Annotated in this window: 12 protein-coding genes; 3 read left to right on the top strand and 9 right to left on the bottom strand. The window is 64.4% G+C overall.

The window, feature by feature from the left end; all coding sequences use genetic code 11:
• The first annotated feature begins 47 nt into the window (after window positions 1-47).
• A complete protein-coding gene (gene mobA / locus ACF8MI_RS09560) occupies window positions 48-623 on the top strand; it encodes a molybdenum cofactor guanylyltransferase MobA (RefSeq protein ID WP_200929389.1) in 576 nt (191 codons plus the stop codon).
• 51 nt (window positions 624-674) lie between these two features.
• On the opposite strand, the gene ACF8MI_RS09555 is transcribed toward mobA, so the two are convergent.
• The 5 genes from ACF8MI_RS09555 to peaA form a co-directional block, all read right to left on the bottom strand.
• Window positions 675-2,348: a fatty acid CoA ligase family protein gene (locus tag ACF8MI_RS09555; protein ID WP_060500957.1), complete on the bottom strand. Its 1,674-nt coding sequence runs from the start codon at window positions 2,346-2,348 to the stop codon at window positions 675-677.
• Window positions 2,349-2,424: 76 nt separating this feature from the next.
• A complete protein-coding gene (gene peaD, locus ACF8MI_RS09550) occupies window positions 2,425-3,546 on the bottom strand; it encodes a quinohemoprotein amine dehydrogenase subunit beta (RefSeq protein ID WP_060500959.1) in 1,122 nt (373 codons plus the stop codon).
• A 32-nt stretch (window positions 3,547-3,578) separates the two neighbouring features.
• Window positions 3,579-3,902: a quinohemoprotein amine dehydrogenase subunit gamma gene (qhpC, locus tag ACF8MI_RS09545; RefSeq protein WP_012272119.1), complete on the bottom strand. Its 324-nt coding sequence runs from the start codon at window positions 3,900-3,902 to the stop codon at window positions 3,579-3,581.
• Between the two features lies 1 nt (window position 3,903).
• Window positions 3,904-5,334, bottom strand: coding sequence for a quinohemoprotein amine dehydrogenase maturation protein (gene peaB / locus ACF8MI_RS09540; protein ID WP_104834658.1), 1,431 nt, complete (start codon window positions 5,332-5,334; stop codon window positions 3,904-3,906).
• A 48-nt stretch (window positions 5,335-5,382) separates the two neighbouring features.
• Window positions 5,383-6,948, bottom strand: a complete 1,566-nt coding sequence (peaA, locus tag ACF8MI_RS09535; protein ID WP_200929390.1) for a quinohemoprotein amine dehydrogenase subunit alpha — start codon at window positions 6,946-6,948, stop codon at window positions 5,383-5,385.
• 433 nt (window positions 6,949-7,381) lie between these two features.
• On the opposite strand from peaA, the gene ACF8MI_RS09530 reads away from it, so the two are divergent.
• Both ACF8MI_RS09530 and ACF8MI_RS09525 read left to right on the top strand, forming a co-directional pair.
• The gene (locus ACF8MI_RS09530) at window positions 7,382-8,875 is read left to right on the top strand and encodes an aldehyde dehydrogenase (protein ID WP_060500964.1); all 1,494 of its coding nucleotides are present in this window, start codon (window positions 7,382-7,384) and stop codon (window positions 8,873-8,875) included.
• A 155-nt stretch (window positions 8,876-9,030) separates the two neighbouring features.
• Window positions 9,031-10,344 (top strand): hypothetical protein, encoded by a 1,314-nt coding sequence (locus tag ACF8MI_RS09525; RefSeq protein WP_104834655.1) that lies wholly within the window; start codon window positions 9,031-9,033, stop codon window positions 10,342-10,344.
• Window positions 10,345-10,518: 174 nt separating this feature from the next.
• Here the strand turns inward: ACF8MI_RS09525 and ACF8MI_RS09520 are convergent, their stop codons facing one another.
• From ACF8MI_RS09520 to ACF8MI_RS09505, 4 genes are read right to left on the bottom strand one after another with little or no spacing between them, the layout of a single operon-like run.
• On the bottom strand, window positions 10,519-11,811 hold the full coding sequence (locus tag ACF8MI_RS09520) for an NAD(P)/FAD-dependent oxidoreductase (protein WP_200929391.1): 1,293 nt from the start codon (window positions 11,809-11,811) through the stop codon (window positions 10,519-10,521).
• A complete protein-coding gene (locus ACF8MI_RS09515) occupies window positions 11,804-12,481 on the bottom strand; it encodes a peptidase S8 and S53 subtilisin kexin sedolisin (RefSeq protein WP_104834653.1) in 678 nt (225 codons plus the stop codon). The genes ACF8MI_RS09520 and ACF8MI_RS09515 overlap by 8 nt, the downstream gene beginning before the upstream one ends.
• A complete protein-coding gene (locus ACF8MI_RS09510; RefSeq protein WP_104834652.1) occupies window positions 12,471-14,204 on the bottom strand; it encodes an ABC transporter ATP-binding protein in 1,734 nt (577 codons plus the stop codon). The genes ACF8MI_RS09515 and ACF8MI_RS09510 overlap by 11 nt, the downstream gene beginning before the upstream one ends.
• A gap of 3 nt (window positions 14,205-14,207) precedes the next feature.
• The gene (locus tag ACF8MI_RS09505; RefSeq protein ID WP_156866902.1) at window positions 14,208-16,118 is read right to left on the bottom strand and encodes a sigma-54-dependent Fis family transcriptional regulator; all 1,911 of its coding nucleotides are present in this window, start codon (window positions 16,116-16,118) and stop codon (window positions 14,208-14,210) included.
• Between the last annotated feature and the right edge of the window lie 151 nt (window positions 16,119-16,269).

Genomic DNA, 16,269 nt, shown 5'->3' with positions numbered 1-16,269 from the left:
CGTGAAATGGGAGGGTTCCCGGCAATGACTGCCCGGAGCCCTTTTTCATGCCTGATGCAATCCCCCCCTGCTCCACCCTCATCCTTGCCGGCGGCCGTGGCCAGCGTATGGGCGGCCGTGACAAGGGGCTGATCGAATGGAAGGGCGAACCGCTGGTGGCGCATGTGCAGCGGGTGGTGCGGCCATTAAGCGATGATCTGGTGATTTCCTGCAACCGCAATCAGGAGGTCTACCGGGCGTATGCCGACCAGTTGGTGGGCGATGCCGAGGCGGGCTTCCCGGGGCCGTTGGCGGGGGTGATTGCCGGGCTCAAGGTGGCGCGGCATGAGTGGGTGGTGCTGCTGGCGTGCGATGCGCCGCAGGTTGACCGGGTGTTGATCGAGGATTTGCTGCGGTTGGCGGTGGCGAGTGACAGTGCGGCGATGGTGCGCCAAGGGGGGTATTGGCAGCCGATGTTCAGCGTGCTGCCACGGCGGGTGCTGCCGTTGCTGGAGCAGGCATGGGCAGCGGGTGAGCGGAGTTTGCAGAAGGCCTTGCTGCGCGATGTGATTCAGGGGTTGGAATGTCCCGACAGTGATCCCCGGCTAAGCAATTTCAACAGTCCGGAGTTGCTACAAGGCTGAAGTCATCTACCGCCTGTTCGAGCCCGCGAACAGGCCGGAACAGGCAGTAAGTCATCCGGCCGACAACTCCTCGACACTGATCTCACGCATCCTGAACTTCTGCACCTTGCCCGTCACCGTCATCGGAAACTCGTCGACAAAGCGGAAATACCGGGGCACCTTGAAGTGCGCAATCCGCACCCTCGCCCACTCACGCAGTTCATCCTCACTGGCGGTATGCCCCGGGTGCAGCCGCACCCAGGCCACGATCTCTTCGCCATACTTGCTGCATGGCACGCCAATCACCTGCACATCGGCCACCGCCGGGTGGGTGAAGAAGAACTCTTCCAGCTCACGCGGGTAGATGTTTTCGCCGCCACGAATGATCATGTCCTTGCTGCGCCCGACAATGCGCACATAGCCCTGCTCGTCCATCACCGCCAAGTCGCCAGTGTGCATCCAGCCTTCACCATCAATGCTTTCTGCGGTGGCCTTGGGGTTGTTCCAGTAACCGAGCATCACGCTGTAGCCACGGGTACACAGCTCGCCTATCTCGCCACGCGGAACGGTGTTGCCGTCAACGTCGACCACCTTGTTCTCCAGCCGTGGCTGGGTGCGGCCGACACTGGTCACACGGCGCTCCAGGTCATCGTCCGGCCCGGTCTGCAATGACACCGGGCTGGTCTCGGTCATGCCGTAGGCAATCTGCACCTCGGCCATGTGCATTTCGCCGATCACCCGGCGCATCACTTCGATCGGGCAGGTGGCACCGGCCATGATCCCGGTGCGCAGGCTCGACAGGTCGAATTCCGCGCGTTGTGGGTGGTCCAGTTCGGCGATGAACATGGTCGGCACGCCATACAGCGCGGTCGCCTTTTCCTCTGCCACAGCGCGTAGCGTGGCCAGTGGGTCGAAGGCATCGTTGGGGTAGATCAGGGTGCTGCCGTGGGTCATGCAACCAAGGTTGGCCATGACCATGCCGAAGCAGTGGTAAAGCGGCACCGGCACCACCAGCCGGTCGTGCTCGGTCAGGCCCAGGCTTTCGCCAACCATGTACCCGTTGTTGAGGATGTTGCTGTGGCTGAGGGTCGCGCCCTTGGGGAACCCGGTGGTACCCGAGGTGTACTGGATGTTGATTGGGTCGTCGCAGTGCAGTTGCGCCTGGCGCTCGGCCAGGGCCTCACGGCTGATTGCATCGGCACGGGCCTGCAATTCATGCCAGGCCAGAAAGCCTGGTGGTGGTGCGGTGGCCAGGCTGACCACGCCGCGCAGCTCCGGGAAGCGCTCGCAGATCAGCGCCCCCGGCTGGCCTGTGCCCAGGCCCGGCACCAGGCCCAGCAGCATGGCGTGGTAATCGGAGGTCTTGAACGCGTCGGCGCAGATCACCCAACGGCAGCCGGACTGGCCGAGGGCGTAGTCCAGCTCGCTGGAGCGGTAGGCCGGGTTGATATTGACCAGGATCGCGCCGACCTTGGCACTGGCGAACTGGGTGATGCACCACTCGGCGCAGTTGGGTGCCCAGATGCCCAGGCGGTCGCCGGGTTGCACGCCCAAGGCCATCAGGGCTCGGGCGTGCTGGTCGACTGCAGCGGCCAGTTGGCGCCAGGTGTAGCGCAAGGCTTGGTGGCGGACTACTAAAGCTTCGCGATCGGGGAAGCGGGCGACGGTGGTGTCGAAGGCATCACCGATGCACTGGCTGAGCAGGGCTTTGTCCTGGTTACCCTTGGAGTAGCTTGGCTGGGGCATGGGTGTTCTCTTGTTGTTTTTATAGTGTTTGTACTGGCCTCTTCGCGGGCAAGCCCGCGAAGAAGGCAACTCCGGTTTAACGGATGAACACCTGAGGCGTCGTGGTCGACATGTCACCACCCGGTAACTTGATGTTCTTCACCTTCTCCAGCGTCTCCGGGTTGAACACCGCCAGGTCGTTGAAGGTGCCGCCCAGGTACAGCTTGTCGCCCTTCTTGTCGAACGTGACGCAGTAATAGGTGTGCTCCAGATTAGCCGCCTTGATCAGCTTGCGCTGCTTGATGTCGTACTTGGCCAGGCGGTTGAGCACGCCGTAGATCTGGTTCGGGTCCTTGGGCGAACGCAAGCCGGTGAAATACAACTCGGTCAGGTCGGCAAACTCCTGGGTGTGGGTCTTGCCGGTCTTCAGGTCGACGCTCAGGTAGCCGTACAACAGCTCGGCCTCGTTCGGGTCCTGCTTGGCGTCCTTGAACTTGGCAATGGTGTACAGCATCGAGAACTCGTGGCGCGGGTTCTGGTGCGGCCAGAAGTACAGCACGTCCGGGGCGCTGTAGCCTTTGCGGTTCCAGTTGCGCAGCGGCAAGGCCACCGAATGCCTGCCGGTCTTCACGTCCATCTTGTAGATGTCCGGCCCGGCAAAATACAAGGTGCCATCGTCGGCGGTGCGCATGAGGTAAACCTGACGCGGCATCGGGAAGGTACGCACTGGCTTGGCCTGCAAGCCATCGGCAGTGTTGAACACTTCCAGCCGTGGCGGCTTGACCACGTAGTGGTCGTTCAGCATCTGGGTCGGGTTGACCGTGGCGTACACTTCCTTGCCGTCGGGGCTGATGGCGAACGAGTACATCGACCGGCCCACTTCCCCCGCCACACTGGACAGGTTGGCGTGGAAGGTGTTCTTGCAGGTGTCCAGGTCGATGCCGTAGATGTCGCCGTAGTGGTTGTTCAACACGTAGGCGGTGCGGTTGTCCGGCGCCATCATTGCGGTGCCGGGGCCGAACTTGTCGGGCATGACGCAGCTCTTGTACACCGTATCAGTGGCCACATCGACCACATGCAGGTTGTTCGGGTAGTTGGTCACGATCATGTATTCGTGGCCAGCCTTCAGTGCCGGCGCGGTATCGTCGGCCTGTGCCAGGCCGGTACACGCCATGGCGGCGATGGTGAGCGCGAGTGGCGCGCAGCGTCCAGCTTTCATGCGGTTTCCCCTTGTCATTCTTGTTGGGCCGGTCACTTGTCTTTCGGGAACACAGTGCCGAGGTTGCGCCAGTCATCCGCCGAGTTGGTGGCCTGGGCGTTCCAGTCCTGATAGGTGCTCATCATGTCCGGCACCTGGGCCGGCCACCAGCAAGGGTCGGAGCAGCCATACAGGTCGGCTTCCATCGGCTGGCACAGCGAGCTCACGCCACCAAAGGCGTCCACTTCCCAACCCGGGTCGGTGGTGGCCGTACAGCCGGCCACTGCACTCATGGCCATGACTTCTTCGACGCGGTCTTCGGCAGCGGCCTGTTCGAGGATACGCGCCTTGTTGTTCAGGGGCTTCAAGTGCTTCATGTCAGTGCGCCTTCCGCGGGGTGATGTAGCGATCGATGAAGGCCGGGTTGGCGGCCATGATGCGGCTGTAGACTTCAATGCCGAAGTCGACCCAGTCGCGCATCAGTTCGCAGTAGTGATACGTCGGGTGCTGCGGGTCGCCGTAGCGCGCATAGCTTTCGTGGTAGCAGCCGCCAGAGCACAGGTTGCGGATACGGCAGCTCTCGCAGCCGGTGTTGCTGCGGTCCAGGCGCTGCGACAGGAAGTCGTTGAGCTGCGCCTGCTTCACGCCCTGGTGCACGTTGCCGAAGGTCGGCAGGCTGGAGCCGGTGAAGCGGTGGCACAGGTTCAGCTCGCCTTCGTGGTCCACCGCCAGCATCTTCAGCCCGGCACCGCACGGCAGCGCCTTCTTGTGGCCTTCGTGGATGTCGGTAATCAGCTGGTGGAGGTTGGAGAACCCGATGTTGCGGTGTTCCAGCGCGGCCTCCAGGTACTTGCGGCCCAGCGCTTTCATATTGGCGAACACTTGCACCAGCTCTTCGCCAGTGAGGTTGAAGTCGGCCATGTCGCCCGAGGTGACCGGGGCAAAGCCGACTTCGGCGAAGCCCATTTCGTTGAACAGGTGGTTCCAGATGGTCTCGACGTCGGTGATGCCACGGGTCAGCGTGACCCGCGCGCCCACCGGGCGGCTGGTGTAGCGCGACAGCAACAGGTCGGCCTTGCGCCGCACCACGTCATAGGTGCCCTGCCCGCCCACGGTGATGCGGTTGCGGTCGTGCACGGTCTTGGGGCCGTCGATACTGATCGACAAGCCGAAGCGGTGGGCATTGAGCCAGTCGATGATCTCTTCGGTCAACAACGTGGCGTTGGTGGTCATGATGAACTCCACCGCCTTGCCCGCCTCGGCGAAACGCCGCTCGCAGTAAGCCACCATATGCTCGATCAACGGCCGGTTGGACAAGGGCTCGCCACCGAAGAACACCACGCTGTAGCGCTCCTCGTTGGGCGATTCCTTGAGCAGCATCTCCACCGAGGCTTCGGCGGTGGCGGTGCTCATCTTCTTGCCGGCGGACGGTTTGTCCAGGTCTTCCTTGTAGCAATAGGTGCAACTGAGGTTGCAGCCGGTGTTGACGTTCAGCACCACGGTATTCAGCGCGGTGCGCTCGACCTGCCTGAGGGCGATTTCCGGGGTAAGCGGCGAGCCGTCGCTGACCAGCTCCAGCGCGATCAGCTCGCGCAGGGTGTCCTGGATATCGTCGCCGGCAAACTGCTGGCCCAGGCGCTGCATCAGCTCCTCGGCCGAACAACCTTGCTGGCGCAAGGCGTCGATGATGCTGCCGGTCACGGCATCTGTGGCAAACAGCGAACTGCTGGGTATATGGAACAGCATGCGGTCGGCATCAACCTGCACTTCATGCAGGTTGCGTTCGACCAGGTTCAGTAGTGCGCCCATGGCGACCTCCCGATAATCGATCCGTTGGAAAACCGTTGCGCCCTGCCGTTACGGCAGCGGCGGGTTGTTCCAGCGCTGAACGGTGACGATCATGTGCCCTTCGCCAGTCTGGCCACCGTCGGCCAGGGTGGCGATGACCTTCAGGTTGCCAGCGTTGTTGGTCATCATCTTGCGCTCAGGGTTGGGGCCGGCACCGCCGGGCACGAACACGCCATCGGCCTGCATCTTGCCGGCGAACTTGACGTCCTCATCCTCGACCGCACGTTCGTTGAACGGCTCGACTTTCCAGGTGGCTGGCAGGTAGCCGATGCGCAGTGGCTGGCCGCTGGCGTCTTTACCCCAGGCCTCGGCTTCGAAACGGCCCTGCACTTTCGGTACCGAAGCACCGTTCTCGCCAATGCGGGCAATGGAGAATGCCGGCACGACCTTCACTTCCTCGACCTTGTCGTATACCGCCAGGTTTGCACCTTTGAGCGCGCCCACTGCAACCTCGCGCTGGCCAGGCTTGGCATCGGCGGCTGCGCGGGCCTTGACTCGCACCAGGGTGGGGGTTTGCTCCAACACTTCGGTCACTTCCACCCCGGCGCCCAGGTCGGGCTTGCCGTCCAGGCCGCTGCCTACCAAGGTGATCTCGCTTTCGCCGCCTGCCTTGATGAACGCCGGCTGTACGGCAAGCAGGCGTGCCTTGCCTTCCTTCACCGCAGTGAACTCCAGGCCACGTTCATCGTGCTCGGCCTCGAACATGCGGCCTTTCATTTCGCCATCCAGTGCCGCGAACACCTGACGCAGGTTGGCGTCGCCCACCTTGACGTTGCCGCGCCACTCATAGCCGTTGTACAGGATTGCCGTGCCACTGCCGTTGAACGGCGTGCCATCGGCATAAGCGCCCTTGACCTCCACCTTGAAGGTGTCGCCCTGGTCAGCCGTAACGCTCATCACCCCGCGCACATCGCCCTTGGCCAGCATGTGCCCGCTGAAGGCCCATTGCCCCGGCAGCACATCGGCATTCGGCTTGGCCTTCTGCCACTCGGCCCAGGCCGGGTTGTCCAGCGGATAACGCTTGGCAAGTTCCGGCACCACCTGTTGCAGGGCAATCGGCAGCCAGTCGCGGTCACGCGCCTGGGCCTGGTATTCGAGGGACGGCCATTGGCCGAGGTGGAAGTTGACCAGGTGCTCCCATTCCTTTGCCGGGCGGCGCTGCAAGGCGACGCGGGCACCGGAGTGGCAACGGCCACAGGTTTCGCTGAGTTGGGTATCGAAGTGCTCGACGGTGTTCAGCCGGCGTTCCATGGCGTAGCGCACACCCTCGGTTTCGCTGGGCGCCAGGCCCTGCTTGTCGGCCAGGTACTTGACCAGCGTGCGACGGTCGTCGTCGCTGATCTGCAGGCCGTGCATTACCTGCATGCGGGCGATACTCATCAGCCAGCCTTCCGGCGTTTTACGCTGGTGGCTGATGCGGCTGTAGGTATCGTTGCCTTCGGGGATATGGCACCCCATGCACTTGTTCTGCAACAGGCTCGGGCCCTGCTCGGCCGCCATGGCCTGGGTGCTCAGCAGCGCGGCGGCGACCAGCGCCAGTTTGCCCGCATGCCGCCGGAGTCGAGTCGTCTTCAAGGTCAGACCTCCACGGTTGTTGTTCTTATCGTTTTTCGCACGCTTTGGTACAGCAGGTGTGCATGTGACGGTTGTGATACAGGAACTGTGCCAGGTGTCGTAAAAACGTTTTCTTTCAGGCTTTTAGGCCGTTTTCCTGGTTTCAATGCCCGCAGGGATGGCCAATTGCAGCGTGCCATTTCGCGACAGGGTGTTTCATCCTGAGACAGGGGCCTGCCGTGCAGGCCGTCGCGGGCTTGCCCGCGAAGAGGCCGACACAGCTTCTGTTTCACTACCGTCTCACGCCGTCTCAATGTGCAACAGCGCACGCCTGCAATCACAACCTTGCACCCTGGCAAAACCCAACGCCTTCAACACTTTGCGGCCATTTGCCCACCTTGGCACGGCCATTGCGCCTGAGCCCGTCACACCCAATGACAAGAGGCACAGCCCCATGCTTTCCGAACTGCCCATCCTGCCCGCCACCCGCGCCTTTCTCGAACGCAAGCTGAAGATGCGCATCGGCGCCGACTGGCAGGACGCCGCCAGCGGTCGCACCCTGTCGTTCCGTAATCCGGCCACTGGCGAAGTGCTGGGTGAAGTGCCCGCCGCCGAGGCCGAAGACGTTGACCGCGCCGTGCGCGCTGCACGCCAGGCCTTCGACGGCTCGCCGTGGAGCCGCCTGCGCCCGCGTGAACGGCAAAACCTGCTGTGGCGTCTGGCCGACCTGATGGAGCGCGACGCCCGCCAGCTGGCCGAGCTGGAGTGCCTGAACAACGGCAAGAGCGCCGCCGTGGCTCAGGTGATGGACGTGCAGTTGGCCATCGACTTTTTGCGCTACATGGCCGGCTGGGCCACCAAGATCGAGGGTAGCACCGTCGACGCCTCCATGCCGTTGATGCCCAACGACCAGTTCCACGGCTTCGTGCGCCGTGAGGCCGTCGGCGTGGTAGGCGCCATCGTCGCCTGGAACTTCCCGCTGCTGCTGGCTTGCTGGAAGCTCGGTCCGGCCCTGGCCACCGGCTGCACCGTGGTGCTCAAACCTGCAGATGAAACCCCGTTGAGCGTGCTCAAACTGGCTGAACTGGTCGATGAAGCCGGTTACCCGGCGGGCGTGTTCAACGTGATCACCGGTACCGGCCTTAATGCCGGTGCCGCGCTCAGCCGCCACCCCGGCGTGGACAAGCTGACCTTCACCGGCTCTACCGAAGTCGGCAAGCTGATCGGCAAGGCGGCCATGGACAACATGACCCGCGTCACCCTGGAGCTCGGCGGCAAATCGCCAACCATCGTCATGCCCGACGCCAACCTGCAGGAAGCGGCTGCGGGTGCGGCCACGGCGATCTTCTTCAACCAGGGCCAGGTGTGCTGCGCCGGCTCGCGCCTGTATGTACACCGCAAGCACTTCGACAACGTGGTGGCCGACATCGCCGGCATCGCCAATGGCATGAAACTGGGCAGCGGCCTGGACCCGGCCGTGCAAATGGGGCCGCTGATTTCAGCCAAACAGCAGGACCGCGTCACCGGCTACATCGAGCTGGGTCGCGAATTGGGCGCGACCATCGCCTGCGGTGGCGAAAGCTTTGGCCCAGGCTACTTCGTCAAGCCGACGGTGATTGTCGATGTCGACCAGCGCCACCGCCTGGTGCAGGAAGAAATCTTCGGGCCGGTGCTGGTGGCGATGCCGTTCGATGATATCGACGAAGTGATCGGCATGGCCAACGACAACCCCTACGGCCTGGGCGCGAGCATCTGGTCCAACGACCTGGCAGCGGTGCACCGGATGATCCCGCGTATCAAGTCGGGGTCAGTCTGGGTCAACTGCCACAGTGCGCTGGACCCGGCGTTGCCGTTTGGGGGGTACAAGATGTCTGGCGTTGGCCGTGAGATGGGGGCCGCTGCCATCGAGCATTACACCGAACTCAAATCGGTGTTGATCAAGCTCTGACCTTTTGCCTGTACCGACCCTATCGCCGGCAAGCCAGCTCCCACAGGATAACCACAAGCCTGAAATCTGTGGGGACTCTGTGGGAGCGGGCTTGCCCGCGAAGTGGCCGGCCCAGGCAACACAAAAACAACAATAAAAAACCCTGGAGCACACCCATGAGGCACACACTCGCCTGCACTTTGGCCCTGCTGTTAACCGCACCCGCCAGCCAAGCCCACGAGCTGTACAACCACAACGGCACCACCCTCAACGCCGACCTTGAAGCCCTGTTTGGCGTCTTCCACAGCGACGAAAGCTTCAACCAGGCCGGCAACCGCCAGCCCGGCAGCACCGCCTGGCAGGAGGGCTACATCAAATACGGCCTCAGCGGCAGCCAGGCCCTGCCCGATGCCGGCGCACTCTACGGCGCGTTCAACCTGCTCAGCTCCGCCACCTGGGGCGACGGCGATGCCGCCGGCCTGACCCTCGGCGACGAACGCCGCACCGCCATCGAAGACCTGTACCTGGGCTGGCGCTCGGCCAACCTTTTCCCGGCCCTGGGTGAAGACGGCGTGGACATTTCCGGTGGCCGCCAGGTGGTGACACTGGGCGACGGGTTCCTGATCCAGGGCGACCCGGTGAACCTGGGCAAGGTCGACCTGGGCGCCAACTTCAACCGTGGCGGCGCCTACTACCTGGCCGCCCGTAAGGCCTTCGACCGCACCGCAGTCTTGCGCCTGGGCGGCAAACAAGGCTGGCGCGGTGACCTGATGTGGCTTAAGTCCGACAACCACTACCAGGCCGACACGTCGCTGGCAGTAGCCAACCTTGAACACGTCGCCGACGCTGGCACCGTGGGCGTCAGCTGGATACGCGGGCAGGACGTTGACCAGCGCTACGCGCAGATCATGGGCCTGGAGCACCGCGACGGCATGGACACCGCCAGCCTGCGCGGGCGCGGTAACCTGGGCGTGAAAGACCTGGAGCTGGCCGCCGAATACGTGACCCAGGACAAGACCGGTGGACGCGAGAATGCCTGGTATCTGGAGGGCAACTGGACGTTCTCCGAGCTACCCTGGTCGCCCACCGCGACCTACCGCTACAGCCGCTTTTCCGAAGGTTTCGACCCGCTGTTCTATGGCCTGAGCCGGGGCTATGGCACCTGGTTCCAGGGTGAAGTGGCGGCCAACTATGCCGGGCCGTTCAACAAGAACAGCCAGGTACACCACGTAGCGCTGAAGGGCAAGCCACGGGACAACCTGACCGTGGGCGCACTGTACTTCGACTTCGACACGCTGGACACCGACCAGGGCAACTTGGGCGGACGGGAGCTGGACCTGTATGTGGAATGGATGGTCAATGACCACCTGCTGATCAGCCCGCTGGTGGGCTTCTACAAGCCGGAGCGTAGTGCGGATAATGGCGGCACACAACTGGGCGGGCGGGATACCGGGGCCTACATGCAGTTGATTGTGGGGACCTTCTTCTGACTCAAGGGCCCTATCGCCGGCAAGCCAGCTCCCACAGGTCAGCACAAGACCTGAGCCTTGCTCAGAGCCTGAGCTCTTGGACAAGACCAGGGCCTTGCACAGAGCCTGAGCCTTGCACAAAACCTGTGGGAGCTGGCTTGCCTGCGATAGGGCCGCAAAGCGGCCCCGGCGATCTCAAGCAAAACCTTGCTCCAGCAGCCAGCGCCGCACCATCTTCTGCTGTTCATCCGCAAGACCTGGCAACACTGCCTCAAGTGCTTGCCCGCCCTGTAGCTTCTGCACGACAGGCGCCAACTCCACCCCCTGCAAATGCCAAACCCCCAACGGCTGATCCGCCGTCACCACCACCTCAGCCTCATCCACCCACCCATCACGCAGTACAGGCCGCCGCTCGACCCGCACCGTTTTCCAATCCGCAGGCCTATGCAACGGCTGCGCATCCGGCCAACCTTGCCGCCGAGCCCAAAACGGCTGCCCTGCGCGCCCCTGCTCCTGCCCATAGAAATCCCGCCCGATCCGGGCAAAGCGCAAGAACAGCTGCTCGACCCGCTGCTGGTGAAACTGCCGCGCCAGCCCCGAGCGCTCGGGCTTGCGCAACAACGTATTGATCACCACCGGCGCCTGCAACGCCGAAGACAGTGACTGGAAAATCCCGTTGCCCGACAGGGGATCAACGGCCATCGCCGCATCGCCGACCCGTATCCAGTCCTGCCCGACACATTCGCCGGCCAGAATTGCAGTGCTGCTGCGTGCATGCACCTGTGCCGGAACCAGCGCCTGGGCATCAAACAACTCGGCAACCAGCGCGCTGCAGGCCCGCCGCGCCAGGCAGTAATCCGCCAAGCCGGCCTTGCCCGGCAGCCCGGCCGCGTCAAGGGTGACTTGCCAGTAACAGCGGCCATCCTCCAACCGCGCCATCCACGCCCAGCCATCCTCCAGGCTTTCCACCGCCGACGCAGGCGCCCCCGGGCTACCCTGCCACACGTTAAGCAGGCTAACCGTTTCCGGCCCACGCAGGCGATCCGGGGCCAGCGGTGCCTGACGGCCTCGGGCCTCGACGAGGAAATCAACCATCAGCACCTGCCCATCGTCCAGGCGCACATGATGACCGCCCTCGTGCACAACCTCGCGCACCCGGCCCTCGACCACACTCACGCCGGCACGCTGAAGGTCGTCGCGCAGCGCCCGGTCAAAACGCTGTCGATCCAGCAAGAACTCCTGGTTCATTTGCAGGTGCTGGCCATTCCAGTGCACCTGCCGGGTAGCCGGCATGGCCGCCTGGCTCAAGGCCCCGCCAAGGCCTGCATGTCGCAAGCTCTCCAGCACCCGCTGCGAAACCCCTTCGACTGCCGCGAAACGGCGCCACTCCGACACCATCGTCACGGAGTAGCCCAGCCGCCGCAAGCCAATGGCCGTGGCAGCACCCGCCGGGCCAGCACCCAGCACCACAATGCGCGGTTCAGGCATGGCCAACACCTCGTCGCTCGGGGCCGGTATACGCCGCATTGCTGCGCAGCCAGTCGTAAACCTGCTGGCGACCCATGCCCGGCTCGTCGCGCAACAACGCTGCAATCCTTCCGCTCAAGGCCGCGCAGCCCAGGCTCGCGCCCGCCCTGTCGCCCGTGCCCACGTAACCGCCAAAGTCCGCCTGCCGCGTACCCAGCCACGACCACTCGCCCGGCGCGCAGCGGGCATCGCCGGTCACCCGGATCACCCCGCAGTAGCTGGCCGGGAACACTGCCCCGCCTTGCGCCGGGCTGGATGCGCACAACAGCACACCCGCTGCCAACGCTTCGGCGCAAGCCTGGTGCAGCACAGGGCGGTCCTGCTGCAGGCCAAGGCTAAGGTTGACCAAGGTAGCCCCCGCCTCCACCAGCCACAGCAGCGCGGCAGCCACCTGCAAGGCGCTAGTGCTGGCCTGGGCGCTGAACACCTGGGCCACCAGCAGCGGCACCGGCCCAGCCTCACGCTGCACGCCGGCAAGCACCGCGCTGCCATGCCCCAGCTGGTCGGGCTGCAGCTCTCCTTCACGCAACTGGCCGTCTTCCAGCCAGAAACGGCGGGCAGCCAGCAAACCGTTGGCATGCTCCGGCGAGCAGCCGCTGTCGATGATGCCAACACGCACGTCAGTGCCCATGTTTGATTGCCTCCTGCCGCAGCACCTGCAACTGGCCATCATGCAGTTGCAAGTGCAGGTCGGCATCGGCCAGTGTCGAAGCTCGGTGGCTGATCAGGATGCGCGTGCGGCCAGCGAAAAGCTGGTCGATGGCCGCGATCACTTCGCGCTCGGTGGCTTCGTCCACTGCGGACGTTGCTTCGTCCAGTACCAATATAGCCGGGGCCTGCAACACTGCCCGGGCGATGGCGATGCGTTGTTTCTGCCCGCCGGACAACTGCTGGCCACGTTCGCCCAGCAGGCCGTCCAAGCCCAGAGGCAGGCTTTCGACCAGGCTGTCCAGCCGCGCCAGGCGCACGACCCGTTCCAGCTCTGCACGGCTGGCCTCAGGTACGCCGTAGGCCAGGTTCTGCGCCAGGGTGCCACGGAACAGCACGATGTCCTGGCTGACCACCGCAATACGCCGGCGCAACGCGGCCAGGTCCAGGTCACGCAGGTCGGTGCCATCCAGCAGGATGCGCCCGGCGTCCGGGTCGTAGAAGCGCTGCAACAGGTCGATCAGGGTCGACTTGCCCACCCCCGAGGCACCGCTGATGGCCACCTTCAGGCCACCCGGCACACACACCTGCACGTTGCTCAGTACGGCACCTTGGCGCCCTTCATGGGCAAAACTCAGGTCTTCAAGGCGCAGCTCACCGGGGCCATCGGGTATCGGCTTCAAGTTGTTCGCCGGGCGCACGGCCACAGCCTCCTGCTTCAGCTCCATCACCCGCCCCAGGCTCACGGCCATGCGCTGTACCGCCACGTACAGGCCCAGCAGGCTCTGCACCGGGCCTACTGCCATGCCCATGTAGGTGGAAAAAGCGATCAGCGCGCCCAACTGCCAAGTGCCCTGGATCACCCACCAGCCGCCGACCAGAAACGCGCAAGCGCGGCACCAGGAGGTGAGCGTGCCGGGGATGGCCTGGGTGAAGAACTCGGTCACCTGCACTTTCAGCAACTGGCGCATGTAGCCTTGCCCAAGCTGGTCCAGGCGCCCTGCCTCGCGGCCTTGCTGCCCGGACGCCTGAATAAACTTCATCGCCGGCAAGGTCTCGACCAGGAACGACGACACATCCGCCGAACGCTCACGCAGGTTGCGCACTTCGCGCTCCACCTTGCGCCGCATCCAGCGCAGCCACAGCACTTCCATCGGTACCAACAGCGCCAACAGCAACGACAGTTGCCACGACAGCATCAACATCAGCGCCACCGCGCCCACCAGGCCGATCACCGCCGACACCGCCGAAAACAGTGAGTCCACGGCAAAACGCTGGATCTCCGCCACATCGCCGTCCAGCCGCGAAAGGATGTCGCCCATGCGCCGCCGCCCGTAGAACGTTGGCGACAACTGCTGCAGGTGGCGGTAAAGGTCATCGCGCAGGGCGAACAGGATGCGCCCCGACAGGCGCGTGTGCAGGTAGCGGTTGACCCCGGCCAGCACCGTGCCCAGCAGGCCTGCGCCGATCATGATCGCCGCCATGTGCCAGAGGGTCTGGTAATCCTTGGCCAGCAGCCCCTCGTCGATCAGCGTCTTGACCAGCCAGGGCTGCGCCAGCGCCAGCAGCGAGGCGCCCAGCGACAGGCCCAGCAGCAGGCCGATGGCGCGCCGGTGCGGGCGCACGAAACCATACAGCCAGGCCAATGCCTGGCGCATGAGTACAGGGTCGCTGGACTCCACCAGCCTTGCGAACAGTGGGCCCATGGGTCAGCCGCGCAACTGTTTGAGCTTGCGGTACAACGTTGCCCGGCTGATGCCCAGCGCCTCGGCGGCGGCAGACACGTTACCCTGGTGACGCGCCAGCGCACCGCGAATCAATTCCAGTTCGTTGTCCTTGAGGCTGCCTGAGGGCGCCGTGCCGCTGGCCAGTTCGTCCAGCAGGCAGTCAGTGAGGTGGTCCAGAGTCAACACCTGCTCGCCGTCCTCGCGCATGGCCAACGCCGTGCGCACCACCATCTCCAGCTGGCGGATGTTGCCCGGCCAGTCGAAGCCTTCGAGCAAAGTGGTGAGTGCCGGGTCCAGGGTGACGCCACGGGCATCGGACTTGTCCAGCAGGCCCTGGATGATCGCGCCCAGGTCATCTCGCTCGCGCAGCGCCGGCAGTCGCAGCGACACGCCGTTGACCCGGTAGTAAAGGTCTTCACGGAAGTTCTGCTCTTGCACAAGGCGTTTGAGGTCGCGGTGAGTGGCGCAGATCAGGGCCACATCAATGTCCTGTTCGTCGCCCGCCCCCAGCGGCGCTACCCGGCGTTCCTGCAATACTCGCAGCAGGCGCGCCTGCAAGGCCAGCGGCATGTCGCCGATTTCGTCGAGAAACAGCGTGCCGCCATGGGCCTGCATCAACCGCCCGATCATGCCGCCCCGGCGGGAACCGGTGAAGGCGCCCTCGCGATAGCCAAACAGTTCTGACTCGATCAAGCCTTCGGGGATGGCGGCGCAGTTGACGGCCACGAACGGTTTGTCGGCACGCGGGCTGGCCTGGTGCAAGGCGCGGGCGACCACTTCCTTGCCGGTACCGGTCTCACCCAGCAGCAGCACCGGCAGGCCATTGCCCAGCCCTTGGCGGGCCATGCGCAGGTTGCGCGCCAGGCGTGGATCGCCACCGGCCAATGCATCGAGCGCGGGAGACTGCTTACCGAGCGTCGGTTTGCTGGCTGGCGTACCACCATTTACCCGGCCATGGCGCGGCAACTGCAAAGCGCGGAAGTAGAACTCGCCCTTGGCCGTTTGAACGCTGCTCACGCCACCCTGCCACAGGCGTGCAATAAACGCAGGTGAACGCTCGCCGAGCAGATCAGTGCTGCGCCGGCCAATCAGTTCATGGCGTGGCACCTGCAAAAGCTGGCAGGCACTGTCGTTGGCGGCCAGCACCTCACCGTCCAGGCTCAGCGCCAGCAGGCCGTGCCAGGCGCTGTTGAGGTATTGCGGGCGGCTGTGGAAGGCCAGCACCAGTTGCTCGGGGTGGCACAGGCCGAACATGCGGCTTTCGATGTTGCCGGCCGCCAGCATCAGCGTGGTCAGGCTGTCCTGTGGCTGCGCCATCACCCCTTCGCGGGTGATGTCCAGCACACCGATCACCTCGCCACGCGGGTCACGCAGGGGCACGGAGGTGCAGGAGAACGGGCTGAGGCGGTCGAGGTAGTGTTCACCGCAGTTGATCAACGTTGGCCGGCCTTCCACCACGGCCGTGCCGATGGCATTGGTGCCGCGCAGCGACTCGCTCCAGCAACTGCCCGGGTGCAGGTCACGCAGGCCCTCGCGGCCGAGCACGTGGGTCTGGCCTTCGATGGCCAGCACATTCGCCTTGGCGTCGCCAAGGATGACGATGCCCGACTTGCCCTGGCGTGCGACCAGGTAGTCCAGTTCGGGGGTAACGGCGTCGACCAGCAGGCGGTTGCGCTCCAGCAGCATGCGCAGGTCATGGCCCTGCTCCAGGCCCAGGCCGACTTGCTCGCCTTGCAGGCAATCCAGGCCATGGCCCAGGCTGCGGCGCCAGGAGGCGTCGATTTCGTCGCGCAGCATGCCCAACGGCAGCTCGCCTTCACTGGCCAGTTTCAGGCGGGCCTGGCGGGATTCGTGCAGCGGGTCTTGGGCGTTTGTTATGAGTTGTCGCGCCATTTTCTACTCCGGCTGTACCCCGCGAAGGTGGCGGGGAACGGGCATCAGGACTTGCAGCAGTGTGCTGCAGCCTGACGCCTGCGTAAAGCCAGTGTGGTCAAGCCTCCGCAAGAGCCCCTACTTGCTCAGAAAGGAGCCTCATGAGATCTGG

This window comes from Pseudomonas sp. yb_9 (genome assembly GCF_043103635.1).
Classification (GTDB): Bacteria; Pseudomonadota; Gammaproteobacteria; order Pseudomonadales; family Pseudomonadaceae; genus Aquipseudomonas; species Aquipseudomonas monteilii.
Note: the sequence above shows the minus strand (reverse complement) of the source record. Positions and strands in the feature narration are given on the sequence as shown.